Genomic DNA, 14420 nt, shown 5'->3' with positions numbered 1-14420 from the left:
ACGTATGCAACCTGCCGCCTTGCCGCGCGATTTCGCACGGCCCTAGATTGGCAGCCAACTACCCCCACAGCAACTGGAAGAAGCGAGGTGGCGCATGAGTTCAACAGCAACCCCGGTGGCACAGTCCGCCCCGGAGCCGGCGTCCGCCGGCATCGAATCCGCACCTGAGACCCCGGAGGTCCGGGCCGCAGGACCCGTACCCGCCGGCGAGACCGCACCGGCCGGAACGGTCGGCTCCGGTTCGGTTGGCCGCAAGGCCGCCACCGACTACGCCGACTACCGGCTGGTCCCGGCCCGCCACCCGTGGCGCTGGGTGGGCACCGCCGTCGTCGCCGTGGGCGTGGCCGGCATTGCCTGGTCGCTGGCCACCAACCCGCGCTGGGAGTGGGGCGTGGTGGCGCAGTGGTTTACCGCGCAGTCGATCGTGAACGGCCTGATGGAGACCCTGAAGCTGACGGCGATCTCCGGGGCGCTCGGCTTCATCCTGGGGTTCATCCTGGCGCTGATGCGGCTCTCGGCGTCACCCCTGCTGGTCTCCGTCTCCTGGACCTTCTCCTGGATTTTCCGCTCCACGCCGCTGCTGGTGCAGATGCTGCTCTGGTACAACCTGGGCTACCTCTACGAGAAAATCAGCCTGGGGCTCCCCTTCACGGACGTGCGCTTCTTTGAGGCGCAGACCACCACCCTGATCGGCCAGTTCGCCGCGGCAGTCCTCGGCCTGACCCTGAACCAGGCCGCCTACTCCGCCGAGATCATCCGCGGCGGCATCCTGTCCGTGGACCAGGGCCAGCTCGAGGCCGCAACCGCCCTGGGCATTCCGGCCTGGCGGCGTTCCACCAGGATCGTCCTGCCCCAGGCCATGCGGGCCATCCTGCCCACCGCCTTCAACGAGGTGATCGGCCTGGTCAAGGGCACCTCAATCGTTTACGTCCTGGCCTATTCCGAGCTGTTCTACACCGTCCAGGTCATTTACAACCGCACCCAGCAGGTCCTGCCGCTGCTGCTCGTGGCCACGCTCTGGTACGTCGTCATCACCTCGGTCCTGAGCGTCTTCCAGTACTACATCGAGCGGCACTACTCCAAGGGCGCGGTCCGTACGCTGCCCCTGACGCCGCTGCAGAAGGCCCGCAAATTCCTCGCCATCCATACGCCCGCCGCCCGGGAATCGAAGCAGGAAAGGGGCACCCGATGAGCACCGCACTCCGTACGACCACCCAGACCCCGTCCGCGGCCGCTGCCACGGACGCCGTAACCACCCGCGGCCTCGTCGAGATCACGAAGGTCCGCAAGTCCTTCGGCGCCGCGGAAGTCCTCAAGGGCATCACGCTGACGGTCGAGCCCGGGGGTGTCGCCGTGATCGTCGGACCGTCCGGATCCGGCAAATCCACCCTCCTGCGCACCATCAACCACCTCGAAAAGGTCGACGCCGGGTTCATCGCGATCGACGGCACGCTGGTGGGCTACGCGGTCCGCGGGCGCAGGCTCCACGAGTTGCGCGAAAAGGAAATCCTGAAGCAGCGCACCGAGATCGGCATGGTGTTCCAGAACTTCAACCTCTTCCCGCACCTGACCGCGCTGGAAAACGTCACCGAGGCACCGATCGTCGCGCCGCGGGCCGGAAAACCCCGGCTCTCCAAGGCCGAGGCCCGCGACCGCGGGCTGGAACTGCTGGACCGCGTGGGCCTGAAGGACCGTGCCGGCGCCTACCCGCGCCAGCTGTCCGGCGGCCAGCAGCAGCGCGTCGCGATCGCCCGGGCGCTTGCCCTGGACCCGAAGATCCTGCTCTTCGACGAGCCCACGTCGGCCCTGGACCCGGAACTGGTCAACGAGGTCCTGGACGTCATCCGCGGGCTGGCCAAGTCCGGCACCACGCTGATCATCGTCACGCATGAAATGGGCTTCGCCCGCGACGTCGCCGACACGGTGGTGTTCATGGACCAGGGCCAGATCGTCGAGCAAGGCACCCCCCAGGAAATTTTCACCAACCCGCGCGAAGTTCGCACCCGGAGCTTCTTCTCCAAAGTCATCGAACCCGCTTTCAACATCTAAGGAACCCCATGGCAATCAGCTCCGCCCCCCACACCGCCCGCGCGAGTACTGGTCCCCGGCGGACGCGTGCGGCGCTTCCCGCCGTCGTCCTCATCGGCACCCTGTCCGGCACCCTGGCCCTGAGTGGCTGCGCGGATCCCGGCGCCTCCGCGGCTTCCGGCGGGCAGCCGGCGACGACGGCGGCGCGCAACGGCGTCGTCTACAACACCTCGCCGGACCAGCAGCGGATCCGGGCGGAGAAGGACGCCGCCCTGGCCGCGAAGGTCCCGGCGCTGATCGGCAAGGACGGCAAGCTGACCGTCGCGACGACGGCGGGCGCGATTCCGCTGTCCTTCCACGCCACGGACGACAAGACCCCGATCGGCGTGGAAGTGGACCTGGCCCAGCTGGTCGCGGACAAGCTGGGCCTGGACCTGGACGTCCAGGTGACCTCCTGGGAGAACTGGCCGTTGAAGACCCAGTCCGGTGACTTCGAGGCCGTGTTCTCCAATGTGGGCATCAACGCCGCCCGGGTGAAGCTCTTCGACTTCTCCAGCTACCGCGCCGCGTACATGGGCTTCGAGGCCAAGAAAAGCTCCGGCTACAACATCAAGGGCTCCGACGACATCTCCGGGCTGAAGATCTCGGTGGGCTCGGGCACCAACCAGGAGAAGATCCTGATCGCCTGGAACAAAGAGCTCGAGGCCAAGGGCAAGGCACCCGCGGTGCTGCAGTACTACTCCTCCGACGCCGACACCATCCTGGCCCTGTCCTCCGGCCGCACTGACCTGAACCTCGCGCCCTACCCGTCCGTCACGTACCGGGAAAACACCCGCGACGACCTCAAGGTGGTGGGCAAGGTCAACGCCGGCTGGCCGTCCGAGACCCTGGTCGCGGCCACCACGCTCAAGGGCAACGGCCTGGCCCCGGCCATCACGGACGCCCTGAACTCCGCCATCAAGGACGGCTCCTACGCCAAGGTCCTGGACCGCTGGGGACTCTCCGAGGAAGCCCTTCCCGAGTCCACGACCGTCACTGAGGCCAACTTCGGGACAGCCCCTTCAGGGAAAGCACAGACAGGGAAAACCCAGACAGGGAAAACACAGTGAGGTTCCAGGTCCTCGACATCATCCCGCACCTGAAGAACCCGGTCACCGGGGAGATCGTCTCCACCGCGGACCGGCTCAACCAGGTGGTGGAGACCGCGCGCCGGGCGGAGGAGCTCGGCTACGACAGCTTCTCCGTCGGGGAACGCCACGCGGGTGAGTTCATCTCCTCCTCCCCCACCACCGTGCTCGCCGCCATCGCCGCGGTGACCACCAAGATCCGGCTGCAGAGCGGTGTGACGGTGCTGTCCGTGCTGGACCCGGTGCGGGTCGCGGAAGACTACGCCACGATCGACCAGCTCAGCCGCGGGCGGCTGGAACTGGTGATCGGCAAAGGCAATGAGGTGCTGCAGTACCCGTTGTTCGGCCTGGACCTGGCGGACCAGTGGGAGCTCCTCGCAGAGAAATATGCCCTGCTCCGCCGGCTTTGGACCGAGGAAAACGTCACGTGGTCCGGGAGGTTCCGGGCCGCGCTGACGGAGCCCACCACCACGACGCCGCGGCCGTTCGCCGGGGCGCCGCGGGTCTGGCACGGCTCCGCCACCAGCCTGGCCTCGGCGGCCCTCGCCGCGCAGTGGGGCGATCCGCTGTTCACGGCCAACGCGATCCAGCCGCGGGAAAACTACAAGGTGCTCATTGACCACTACCGCGAGGAATACGCACGGCACGGCCACGATCCCCGGCACCAGTACCTGGGCTCCGGATCGGGCGCGGGCGGGGTGTTCATCGCGGACACCACGCAGGAGGCCAAGCGGCAGTTCGGCCCGGTCTACGAGGCCCTCACGACCGGCCGGAACGTTCCCGGCAACAACTCCCCCTACCGGGACATCGACCACGCCGTCGCCGACGGTCCGGCTCTGGTGGGCAGCCCGGAGCGGGTGATCGACAAGATCCTCAGCTACCACGCGCTCTACGGACACGACCTGCAGTCCATCTCGCTGCCCACCACGCTGCCCTTCGCCCAGCAGCTGGAAATTCTGGAGCGCTTCGCCCTGGAAGTCATTCCGGCCGTCCGCGCCGCCGCGCCCACCACGCTCTGGGGCGACGGCGACCCGTACGCCGGCCGGCCGGCATTCGCCGGCACTACTGAGACCGACGCCGCCGCCCGCGTCACAGCCGACCACAACCACCACGGGAGTTCCCATGTCCACGCCCACTGACACCGACGGCCGTCCTGACCTTCGTCCCGACCGCCACCCCGACCTGGAATTCGAAGCCGCCTGGGCGGACTGGCATGCCGCGCACGAACGCCACCGCGCCAGCCCCCACGGCTTCCTCGCCGTCACCCACCTGCACTGGCTCGAGTCCTCACCCGCCCGGCTGGACGGTGCGCCGGGCACCTGGAGCGTCGAGGACGACGTCGTCCGCCTGGCTTTGGGGGCAGGCGAACGCGTCCTTCGCGACGGGCAGGAACTGAACGCGGACGGGACCGGAGCTACCGTGTTCCTCGGTCCGATTCCCGAGCGCGATGGCCTGAATCTGCGGGTGGAGGATGCCGGCGCCGGCCATACCGTGATCGAGCTCGCCAAGCGCGGTGGCCGCTATGTCGTGCGGCCGCGGCATCCCCTGAACCCGCTGCTCACCGGCTACCGCGGCACCCCCGTCTACGCCCCCAGCATCGAATATGCCATTTCAGGAATATTTGTGCCGTTCGCCGAACTGCGGCCCACCACCGTGGGCGCGGCGGTCGAAGGAATCCACCACGTCTACGAAGCCCCGGGGGAAATCCGCTTCCGGCTCCGCGGCAAAGACCTGAGCCTCACCGCCTTCAACGGCCACACTCCGGGCACGCTGTCCGTGCTTTTCACGGACGCGACCTCGGGCAAGAGCACCTACGCGGCCAACCGCTCGCTCACCGTGGCCGCTCCGGGCCCCGACGGCACGGTCTGGCTCGACTTCAACCGGGCGGTGAACCTGCCGTGCGCCTACACGGACCTCGCCACGTGCCCGCTGCCGCCGGCGGAGAACCGCCTGCCGGTGCCCATCGAGGCCGGCGAACAGATCCCCTACGAACGACAGGACGCATCATGAGCAGCCATTCCGCCCAGGACGGGCCCCGCGAACACGGCCTCCTCCTGCTGGAGCTCGACGGTGCCGGCAGCCACCCGGCCGCGTGGCGGGTTTCCCGCACGGCCCCGGCAGCCGTGCTGGGCCCGGAACACCTCCGCGGCGCCGTGCTCGCCGCCGAGTCCGCCGGGTTCCACGCGGCGACGTTTTCCGATCCCGGCATGCCGGCCCCCGGGCACCCGGACGCCGCGGCCCGGCTCAACGCCCTGCAGCGCGCCGCGTTCGCCGGCCCCGTGACCCGCTCCCTCGCACTGATTCCGGAAGTGGACACCGCCTACACCGAGCCCTTCCACATCTCCACCCAGCTCGCCAGCCTCGACTACGTCTCGGGGGGACGGGCCGGCTGGCTGGTAGCCGCTTCATCAAGCGCGGCCGATGCCGCCGCCGTCGGACGCGACACCGTGCGCGGGGACCGGCTCTCCCGCGAGGCCGCCGATTCGATCGAGGTCAGCCGCAGGCTCTGGGACTCCTGGGAGGACAACGCCGTGATCCGCGACGTCCCCACCGGGCGCTACCTCGACGTCGACAAGCTGCATTACATCGACGTCGAAAACGGCAGCTATTCCGTCAAGGGTCCGTCGATCATTCCACGGCCGCCCCAGGGCCAGCTGCCCGTACTGGCCCCGGCCGGGCTCCTCACCGCGGAGGCCGTCGCGGCCGGGGCAGCCGACGCGCTCCTGGTCTCGGCCCCGACGCCCGGGCTCCTGGCCGCCGAGCTCGCGGCGACGCGCGCAGGACTCGCCGCCGGCGGCGACGGGCCTGCGCTGATCGCCGAGCTCGACGTCGTGCTGGACTCCCGCGGCCAGCCCGCCGCTGAGCGGCTGGCCGGACTGAACGGCCACACCCCGTGGCAGAGCCCGCGCGCACAGTTCATCGGCTCGGCGGCCGGGCTTACCGATCTGCTCACCGAGGTGCTGGCCTGGGCCGAAGGGGTCCGCCTGCACCCCGCCGTGCTGGACACGGATCTTGAGGAACTGACGCGGCTGGTGCTGCCCGAACTGCGCCGGCGCGGGGTCCTCGCCCCCACCAGCCCGGACGCCACATTCCGCGATCAGCTGGGGCTGGCACGGCCAGCCAGCCGCTACGCCGCCGCATCCAGCGCCCCCGGCGCGGAAAACTAAGGAGCCCACCATGAGCCACAGCACCCACCCCGCCGCTGAATTCACCGCGTCCGGGTTCATCCCCTCGGGTCAGATCCAGCTGGGCGTGTTCTTCCAGGGCGTCAACTCCGGAACCGTCTGGAAGGCGGCCGAATCCGGCTCCCAGACCGACTTCGAATCGTTCCGGCGCATCGCCCAAACCGCCGAGCGCGGCCTGTTCGCGGCGTTCTTCCTCGGCGAAGGCCTGCGGCTGCGCGAGCATCTTGGCCGTCCGCACGCGCTCGACGTCGCCGGCCGTCCCGACGCGCAGACTGCCCTCGCCGCCTTGGCCGCGGTGACCACCAAGATCGGGCTCGTCGCAACCCAGAACACCACGTACAACGACCCCGCAGACCTGGCGCACCGGCTCTCCACGCTGGACCTGCTGTCCGGTGGCCGCGCCGCCTGGAACATCGTCACCACGGACAACGCCTGGACCGGCGCCAACTTCCGGCGCGGCGGTTATCTGGACCACGCCGACCGGTACACCCACGCCGAGGCCTTCGTGGAAACCGCCAAGCGGATCTGGGACGCGTGGGACGACGGCGCCGTCGCGGGCTCAGCCTCCGCCGAGCGGTGGTCGGCGGAGGGCTCGGTCCGGCGGGTGCGCCACACCGGCCGGCACTACACCGTCGACGTCACCCCGCGGCTGCCGCGCAGCGCCCAGTACCGGCCGGTGCTGTTCCAGGCCGGGGATTCGCCCGAGGGCAGGGACTTCGCCGCCCGGCAGGCGGACGTCATCTTTTCCGCGCACCCGCAGCTCGATGACGCCCTGGAGTTCCGCCGCGACATCGTGGAGCGCACCCTCCGGGCCGGCCGCGGCGCCCAGGACGTGAAGATCATGCCCGCCAGCGAGTTCATCCTCGCCGCCACGCCGCGGGAGGCCCTCGAGAAGAAGGCCTGGGTCCGCAGTCTGCAGATCGGCCCGCAGCAGGCCATCGCGTACCTCGAACAGTTCTGGGGCCGGGAGCTGCAGGGCTACGATCCCGACGGTCCGCTGCCGGACATCGACCCCGTGGTGGAAGAAACCTCCGAAACGCGCGGCAGCGGCTTCCACGGCGCCAAGGCACGCCAGCTGGCCGACCAGTGGCGGGCCGAGGCCACGGAGAAGGGCCTGTCCATCCGCCAATTCGTCTCGGCCAAGACCAGCCGGGGCGACTCCACCTTCACCGGCTCGTACACCGAGGTCGCGGACCGGCTCAGCGAGTATGCCCGGACCGGCGCCGTCGACGGCTTCAACATCTCGCCGTGGCTGATCCCGTCCGGCCTCGACGACATCGTCAACCACCTCGTGCCGGAACTGCAGGAGCGCGGCGTGTACCCCACGGAGTACGCGGGCAGCACGCTGCGGGAGAACCTCGGCCTGGCCACCCCGGCCCACACAGGTGCCAGCGTCGAGGTCGGCATCGATTCAAGTTCCGTCACGGCACAGGCCTAGACGATCTCCGCTGGGTCACCAGACAGCCACAACGAATCCCCGCCGGAGACGTTCCCGGCGGGGATTCGTTGGCTTTCGGTACCGTTCATTCAACCAACGCGGGCGGGCTACTTCTTCGGCAGGCCCGCCGGGTTCAGCTCCGACTTCGCGACGGCTTCCGCGGACAACCCCCAGCGGTCCAGGATCTTGGCGTAGCTTCCGTCCTGGATCAGGTGGTTCAGTCCGGCCTGGGCCGCTGCGGCAAACCCGTTGTCCTTCTTGGTGGTGACGGCGATGCTGGCCTTCAGCGGCCAACCGCCGTCGACCAGGCCGACGAGCTTTGTCTTGGCGTCGGAGGCCGCCTTGTAGGCCGCCGTGGCGTTGGGGCCGAACGTCAGGTCCGCCCGTCCGGACTGGATGGCGAGCTGGGAGGCGGAGTCGTCGTCGTAATACTGGAACTCCACGGGCTTGAGGCCGTTTTTCTTGTTCTCCTCATCCCAGCGCAGCAGGATTGCCTCCTGGTTGGTGCCGGAACCGACGATCACGCGCTTGCCGGCGACGTCCGGGGCCGATTCGACCTTGGTGACGCTGCTGTCCGCCTTGGCATAGAAGCCGAGCTTGTCTTCACGGTAGCTGGCGAAGTCGAACTTGAGCTTGCGCTCCTCCGTGACGGTGACGTTGGACAGCACAGCCTCGTACTTGCCGGAGTCGACGCCGAGCGGCCAGTCGGCCCAGGCCGTCGGGACAATGTCTGCCTCCAGGCCCAGGGACTCGGCCAGAGCGACGGCGATATCCACCTCGTTGCCCACCGGGGTCTTGTTGTCGGTGGCGTAAACGGCCAGCGGCGCCGCAAACGGGCTCACCGCCACGGTCAGCTTCTCGTCCTTCTTAACGGCTTCCGGGACGAGCGCGGCGGCCGCGGCATCCACCGTGGCCTTGACGCGGTCCTGCTGCGGCGAGAGGTTGAACTGCTTCACCCCGGTGGACGACGACGGCGCCGCCGACGGGCCGCCGGCAGCAGCGGCGCCGGGATCGGAGCAGGCCGCCAGACCCAGGACAGTGGTGGCCGCCAACGCGACCGCGGCGCCTGATTTAAACGAAAGACTGGACATGTTCTCCCCTTGAGAGTGGACTGAAATGGTGCTGGTGCCAGCAACTATCCGGGGCCCGGGAGAGCCGGTCAAAGCGCCGTGAAACCGGGTGAAACCAAGGGATACAGGCGGTAATACCCGTTCATCCGGCGTCCGCGGACGCTGCCTGCGGACGCCCTGTGTTACCGAAGATTGCCCTGCGTGACGCGACGGGACGGAATTGTTCACGGCAGGCCGCAACTGGCCTAGCCTGCATAGAAGACCTGCAAGGTGACAGCACGACACAGGAGGGGTGAACTTGTCAGTGAGCACGCACCAGCAAACGCACCGGACCACGCACCGGCTCGGCATCAACGCCCCGGCGGACCTTGTCTTCAGCATGCTGCGCGACGCCTCACACTGGCCCTACCTCGAGGGCCTGACGGTGTACTCGGAGCGCGTCAGCGGCGACGACGCCGGCCACGAGCTGCGCACGTCCGTGGTGTCCAACGGCTCACTCAGTTCAAGCCACTGCTGGCGCGTCTTTGACACCGCCAGCCACCGCGCCCAGTTCCACCAGCTGGACCTCGAGGCCCCGTTCCGGGAGCTCGGCGGCGACTGGGAGATCCGGCCGGCGGACGGGCTCTCCGTGGTCACGCTGAACCACGAGTTCGAGGTCGACGACGAGCACCTCACCGAGCGGATCCGTGCGATCATCGAGGACTACAGCCGGCGTGAACTGGAGGCGCTGCGGATCAGCTGCGAACGGTTGTCCGTCCTCCTGCAGCACCACGCCCCGCAGGCGCACCCCACCCCACATCTCACGGCGCAGTCCACCCCGCACCCCACAGCACAGGAGGCCTAAATGTCAGAGGCCAGGTTCACGACGGAACGGGACAGCTTCGGCCGGCTTCTCGCGGACCGCGAAGTCTGGCGGCAGGCCTCCACCATCCCGGCGGCAGGCGAACTGACCGCCCGTTGGCTGGAGGGCAACAGCCAATACCAGCCGGGAGTCTTCGCGCCCGGGTTCGACGAGGAGACCGCGGCCATCGCCGGAGAGCTCGCCCGGCTGAACCGCAACGGGCTCTTCACCAAGGAATCGCAGCCGGGCGTTCAGGCCGGGGGCCTCGCGCAGCGCGCCTACGTGACGGCCTTCTGCGGCCCGGAGGCGGCGACGGCACTTCTGGCCCTGTCCGCACGGACCGGCCTGGTGACGGTCGTCCACGACCCTGGTGAGGCGAGCAGCGTCTCCATCCCGGTGACCGTACAGGACGACGACGTCGCGACCTTGCTCGGCAGCAGCGAGGGGCCCGTTGGGGAGGACCAGCTCAGGGACTGGGCAGCCGAGACCAACGAGACCTTGGCCCTGGTCCTGGCGGATGCCTGGTACGTGGAAATCTTCGATCCCGTCTGGGGCCGGAACGATGTCCTGTTGGCCGCCGTACTCGAGGCGCTGCACGCCGCTTAGCCGGCGGGAACGCGCGCCGCGCAGCCGGCGGCGAGCCGGTTCCCGGTAAATTCACATATCGGTCGCATCCCACCCGATGCTCGCGGCCTCGTCCAGGGTGCGCGCCTCGAAATGCTCCAGCATGTCCTTCATTGCCTCGAGGCCCTGCTTGAACAGGGCAGAATCCCGCCACTGCTCAATCTGTTCCAGGGACTCCCACGGGCCGGTGCTGATGAACCTGTTCTTGACGTCGCGATCGTGCATCAGCACGGCTTTGGCGTTGGGAAAGTCTTCCTTCGTCTTCCTGGCCAGATCCCGCCAGGCCTGCACAAAATCGTTCTCGCGGCCGGGATGCACCAGCCAGATTCCGAGCGTATAAACAGACACGTCGATCGCCTCCATTGTCCGTACGGGTTGATACGCCGATTATGTTCCTGTCCTCCGGCCGGCGGTAGTCCCGGACCGCCCGGAGCCCGGTTGTGGCCGCAAATGGACCGTTGTAAGGGTGAAGTGGAAGGCCTAGCATGTGGGCAGACCCCCACTCCGGGGCCAGCCTCGGACCTTCCATCGTTGGGAGCGGGCACACGTTCGGATGCCGATGTCCTGGGCGAACACAGGATAGGAAAAACGATGAGCAAATATCTGTTCGAAGCGAACTACGTCGGCGACGGAATCAAGGGACTCATGCGTGAGGGCGGCACCAAACGGCGTGATGCCGTTGTCGAAGCCCTCAAATCGGTGGACGGCTCACTGGAAAGCTTCTACTACGCTTTCGGGGAGACCGACGTTGTCGGAGTCTTCGATATCCCCGACCAGGCCGACGCCGTCGCCCTGTCACTGATGATCAATTCCACCGGCGCCGTGAACCTGCACATGAAACCGCTCATGTCAGCAGAGGATCTCGACGCGGCAGCCAAGAAGACGCCGTCGTACCGGGCCCCGGGGCAATAGCCCACGCGGTGCCCGGCATGCCGGTGCGGGGCCAGTCCCCCGGGCTGGCCCCGCACCGGCAGCGCCGGATGTTTTAGCGCAGCCGTGCTAACTGCCTGGCGGTCGTGCTACTTGGCGCCGTTGTATTCCTCGTCGGTCACGAGGTCACCCCACTCGGACTCCGCGCCCTCTGCTGGCGCTTCCCACATCGCGAGGTGGGTCATGAAATGGTCCGGCGCGGCCCCGTGCCAGTGCCATTCGCCCGGCGGCGTGTAGATCGTGTCGCCGGGGCGGATTTCGGTCACTTCGCCGCCGCGGGCCTGGACCAGGCCGACACCTTCGGTGACGTGCAGGGTCTGTCCGACGGCGTGCGAGTGCCAGGCCGTGCGGGCGCACGGGGCAAAGTGCACCGCGTTGACGCGCATGCGGGACGGTTCGGGCTGCGGGGCCGCGAGGACGTCAAACCAGACGTCGCCGGTGAACATCTGCGCCGGCCCTTTGACGCTTGGCTTCCGGGCTTGGATTTCCACTGTCATTTCCTCCCAGGGTGTTTTGTCGGATGGCGGGCGCGACGGGAGGCCGCGTCCGTCCAATCCCAGGGTCCTTCGTGCGCTGCGTCCTAGTTCAGGGTCGCGGCGTCGATCACGAAGCGGTAGCGGACGTCGGAGGCCAGGACGCGCTCGTAGGCGTCGTTGATCTTCGCGGCCGGGATGACCTCGATTTCGGCGCCCAGGCCGTGCTCGGCGCAGAAGTTGAGCATTTCCTGGGTTTCGCGGATGCCGCCGATCATCGAACCGGCGAAGGAACGGCGGCCCATGATCAGGGCGAACGCGTTCACCGGGAGCGGTTCCGCGGGGGCGCCGACGTTGACCAGTGCGCCGTCGAGGGTCAGCAGCTGCAGGTAGGAGCTGATGTCGATCGCGGCACTGACCGTGTTGATGATTAGGTCAAAAGTGCCGGCAAGGTCCGTGAAAGTGTTCTCGTCGCTCGTGGCGTAGTAGTGGTCCGCGCCCAGCTTCAGCCCGTCTTCCTGCTTCTTCAGCGACTGCGAGAGGACCGTGACCTCGGCGCCCATGGCGTGGGCGATCTTGACGGCCATGTGGCCCAGTCCGCCGAGGCCGACGATCGCGACCTTCTTGCCGGGACCCGCGCCCCAGTGGTTCAGCGGCGAGTAGGTGGTGATGCCGGCGCACAGCAGCGGCGCGGCGACGTCGAGCTCGATGCCCTCGGGAATGGTGACCACGAAATCTTCGGTCACAACGACGTGGGTGGAGTAGCCGCCCTGGGTGATGGTGCCATCACGGTCGACGGCGCCATAGGTGCCGGTGTTCCCGGCGAGGCAGTACTGCTCCTCGCCGGCCTGGCAGTTGACGCACTCACCGCAGGAATTGACCATGCAGCCGACGCCGACCCGGTCACCGACGGCGTGCTTGGTCACGGCCGTGCCCACCTCGGTGACAATGCCGGCAATTTCATGGCCCGGAACCAGCGGATAGGTCTGCGGGCCCCAGTCGCCGCGGACAGTGTGGATGTCGGAATGGCAGATCCCGGCGTACTTGATCTCGATCAGGACATCGTGGGGTCCCACGTCGCGGCGCTCGATGGTGGTGAGGGCGAGCGGCCCGGTCGCGGACGGTGATGCGTAAGCGTTGACGGTAAGCAATGAATCTCCTGCTTGTTGATCGTTGGGGGTTGTTCAACGGAACACCATCCATCAAACCCGGTAACGCAGCCGGGAGGGAGTCCCTGCTGATAGGGGTACTGGCAGGGCCTCCCTCAGAGAGCCCAAAGGCCTAACGTTGATGGCATGGACAATCGAGAGGCGACCCGCGAGTTCCTTGCCTCGCGCCGGGCCAAGATCACCCCCGAAGAGTCGGGATTGCCGATCTACGGCGCGAAACGCCGGGTCCCCGGACTCCGCCGCGGGGAGGTCGCCATGCTGGCCGGCGTCAGCGTCGAGTACTACACGAGGCTGGAGCGGGGAAACCTGTCCGGCGTTTCGGAGGGAGTTCTGGACGCTGTGGCCAGGGCCCTGCAACTCGACGACGCCGAACGGGCCCACCTCTTCGATCTGGCCCGGGCAGCGGCCCCGGGCAGCCGGACCCGCCGTCGTCCGCGTCCCGCGGAGTCCGTCCGGCGCAGCGTTCAGCTGACGTTGAACGCCATCGCCAACGCGCCCGCCTTTGTGCGGAACGGCCGCATGGACATCCTTGCGGCCAACCCGCTGGGCCATGCCCTGTATTCGGACATGTACGCGGGTCCGGCCCGCCCGGCCAACCATGCCCGGTTCATCTTCCTGGACGCGCGATCGCGCAGCTTCTACCCGGGCTGGGACCGTGCGGCGAGCGACACCGTCGCGATCCTGCGCACCGAGGCCGGCCGGGATCCCTACGACCGCGGGCTGACCGACCTGGTCGGGGAACTATCGACGCGGAGCGGGGAGTTCCGCACCCTGTGGGCGGCGCATAACGTGCGCCAGCACTACACCGGGCTCAAACACTTGCACCACCCTGTGGTCGGGGATCTCCACCTGATGTACGAGGCAATGGACGTCTCCGCCGACGCCGGGCTGTCCCTGCTGGTCTACAACGCCGAGCCCGGCTCCGCGTCGGAAGATGCGCTGCGGCTGCTGGCCAGCTGGGCCGCGACCAACCAGCAGGTCAAGGAGGCCGGAGCGGCTTTTACTGTGGACAAGGCCTGACCGGGGCAGGCCGGCACTGTCACGCCAGGGCGGATATGCCGTCCGTGTATCCACCGGACTGGCCGCTGGAGGTGAAGTTGCTCAGCCAGGCCGTGGCCTTGTCCCGGGACGTGAAGAATTCGTGGGGGTAGCGGGTGTGCCGGCTCATGGCCGCCGCGATCACACGATCCACGGTGCTGGATCCAAGCACGGCAATCGCCAGAACCCCTGTTGTCTGCGCGAACTCGTACCTGGCGGCCGCGCTGATCTCCACGTCCGTCATTTCGGAGAGCATCGGCATAGGTATTCCGCCGCTGATCTGCGCTACGGCCAGCATCGCGTCCCTGGCATCGTCGACATCAACAAACGTGCCCGGCTGCCAGACGGATGTGATGATGCCCGCACTGATGCTCAGCACGTTCTTTCCGTCAGCAGCTGCTATATGTCCTGGCATCATCGAGACCATTGTAGGGCCGGTCCTGACAAGCCACGGGTTTGGGACCCGGTGCGCGTGGCGGACCGCAGACCATGGCTGC

16 protein-coding genes are annotated in these 14420 nt (G+C 68.0%); 11 read left to right on the top strand and 5 right to left on the bottom strand.

Features of this window, described 5'->3' with window-relative positions; all coding sequences use genetic code 11:
• Positions 1-94 precede the first annotated feature (94 nt).
• The 7 genes from ARTB_RS06770 to ARTB_RS06740 are packed head-to-tail and all read left to right on the top strand — an operon-like array spanning position 95 to position 7778.
• On the top strand, positions 95-1192 hold the full coding sequence (locus tag ARTB_RS06770; protein WP_243178274.1) for an amino acid ABC transporter permease: 1098 nt from the start codon (positions 95-97) through the stop codon (positions 1190-1192).
• Positions 1189-2049, top strand: coding sequence for an amino acid ABC transporter ATP-binding protein (locus ARTB_RS06765; RefSeq protein WP_028275949.1), 861 nt, complete (start codon positions 1189-1191; stop codon positions 2047-2049). The genes ARTB_RS06770 and ARTB_RS06765 overlap by 4 nt, the downstream gene beginning before the upstream one ends.
• 8 nt (positions 2050-2057) lie before the next feature.
• Positions 2058-3137 carry an ABC transporter substrate-binding protein gene (locus ARTB_RS06760; protein ID WP_243178273.1) on the top strand — a complete coding sequence of 360 codons (1080 nt, stop codon included), beginning with the start codon at positions 2058-2060 and terminating at the stop codon, positions 3135-3137.
• Positions 3134-4294, top strand: a complete 1161-nt coding sequence (locus ARTB_RS06755; protein ID WP_243178272.1) for an LLM class flavin-dependent oxidoreductase — start codon at positions 3134-3136, stop codon at positions 4292-4294. The genes ARTB_RS06760 and ARTB_RS06755 overlap by 4 nt, the downstream gene beginning before the upstream one ends.
• The gene (locus tag ARTB_RS06750) at positions 4278-5165 is read left to right on the top strand and encodes a DUF1684 domain-containing protein (RefSeq protein WP_243178271.1); all 888 of its coding nucleotides are present in this window, start codon (positions 4278-4280) and stop codon (positions 5163-5165) included. Before ARTB_RS06755 ends, ARTB_RS06750 begins: the two co-directional genes overlap by 17 nt.
• A complete protein-coding gene (locus tag ARTB_RS06745; protein ID WP_243178270.1) occupies positions 5162-6322 on the top strand; it encodes an LLM class flavin-dependent oxidoreductase in 1161 nt (386 codons plus the stop codon). The genes ARTB_RS06750 and ARTB_RS06745 overlap by 4 nt, the downstream gene beginning before the upstream one ends.
• Before the next feature lie 10 nt (positions 6323-6332).
• Positions 6333-7778 carry an NtaA/DmoA family FMN-dependent monooxygenase gene (locus ARTB_RS06740; protein ID WP_243178269.1) on the top strand — a complete coding sequence of 482 codons (1446 nt, stop codon included), beginning with the start codon at positions 6333-6335 and terminating at the stop codon, positions 7776-7778.
• A 107-nt stretch (positions 7779-7885) separates the two neighbouring features.
• On the opposite strand, the gene ARTB_RS06735 is transcribed toward ARTB_RS06740, so the two are convergent.
• Complete coding sequence (locus tag ARTB_RS06735; RefSeq protein WP_243178268.1) at positions 7886-8869, bottom strand: ABC transporter substrate-binding protein; 984 nt, start codon at positions 8867-8869, stop codon at positions 7886-7888.
• Positions 8870-9152: 283 nt separating this feature from the next.
• On the opposite strand from ARTB_RS06735, the gene ARTB_RS06730 reads away from it, so the two are divergent.
• The gene (locus ARTB_RS06730; protein ID WP_243178267.1) at positions 9153-9692 is read left to right on the top strand and encodes an SRPBCC family protein; all 540 of its coding nucleotides are present in this window, start codon (positions 9153-9155) and stop codon (positions 9690-9692) included.
• Complete coding sequence (locus ARTB_RS06725; protein ID WP_028275944.1) at positions 9693-10295, top strand: DUF6919 domain-containing protein; 603 nt, start codon at positions 9693-9695, stop codon at positions 10293-10295.
• A gap of 51 nt (positions 10296-10346) precedes the next feature.
• Here the strand turns inward: ARTB_RS06725 and ARTB_RS06720 are convergent, their stop codons facing one another.
• Entirely contained in the window at positions 10347-10676 is a 330-nt protein-coding gene (locus ARTB_RS06720) for an antibiotic biosynthesis monooxygenase family protein (RefSeq protein WP_028275943.1), read from the bottom strand.
• Between the two features lie 228 nt (positions 10677-10904).
• Between ARTB_RS06720 and ARTB_RS06715 the strand changes: the two genes are divergently transcribed.
• Positions 10905-11225: a GYD domain-containing protein gene (locus ARTB_RS06715; RefSeq protein ID WP_028275942.1), complete on the top strand. Its 321-nt coding sequence runs from the start codon at positions 10905-10907 to the stop codon at positions 11223-11225.
• A 107-nt stretch (positions 11226-11332) separates the two neighbouring features.
• On the opposite strand, the gene ARTB_RS06710 is transcribed toward ARTB_RS06715, so the two are convergent.
• Complete coding sequence (locus ARTB_RS06710; RefSeq protein ID WP_216699110.1) at positions 11333-11740, bottom strand: (R)-mandelonitrile lyase; 408 nt, start codon at positions 11738-11740, stop codon at positions 11333-11335.
• A gap of 83 nt (positions 11741-11823) precedes the next feature.
• On the bottom strand, positions 11824-12867 hold the full coding sequence (locus ARTB_RS06705; protein ID WP_243178266.1) for an NAD(P)-dependent alcohol dehydrogenase: 1044 nt from the start codon (positions 12865-12867) through the stop codon (positions 11824-11826).
• A 144-nt stretch (positions 12868-13011) separates the two neighbouring features.
• On the opposite strand from ARTB_RS06705, the gene ARTB_RS06700 reads away from it, so the two are divergent.
• Positions 13012-13905 (top strand): helix-turn-helix transcriptional regulator, encoded by an 894-nt coding sequence (locus ARTB_RS06700; protein WP_243178265.1) that lies wholly within the window; start codon positions 13012-13014, stop codon positions 13903-13905.
• A gap of 19 nt (positions 13906-13924) precedes the next feature.
• Here ARTB_RS06700 and ARTB_RS06695 read toward each other — a convergent pair whose 3' ends face one another.
• Entirely contained in the window at positions 13925-14341 is a 417-nt protein-coding gene (locus tag ARTB_RS06695) for a DUF7793 family protein (RefSeq protein WP_164468552.1), read from the bottom strand.
• Between the last annotated feature and the right edge of the window lie 79 nt (positions 14342-14420).

It is taken from the genome of Arthrobacter humicola (assembly GCF_022803015.1).
In the GTDB taxonomy this organism is placed as follows: domain Bacteria; phylum Actinomycetota; class Actinomycetes; order Actinomycetales; family Micrococcaceae; genus Arthrobacter; species Arthrobacter humicola_A.
Note: the sequence above shows the minus strand (reverse complement) of the source record. Positions and strands in the feature narration are given on the sequence as shown.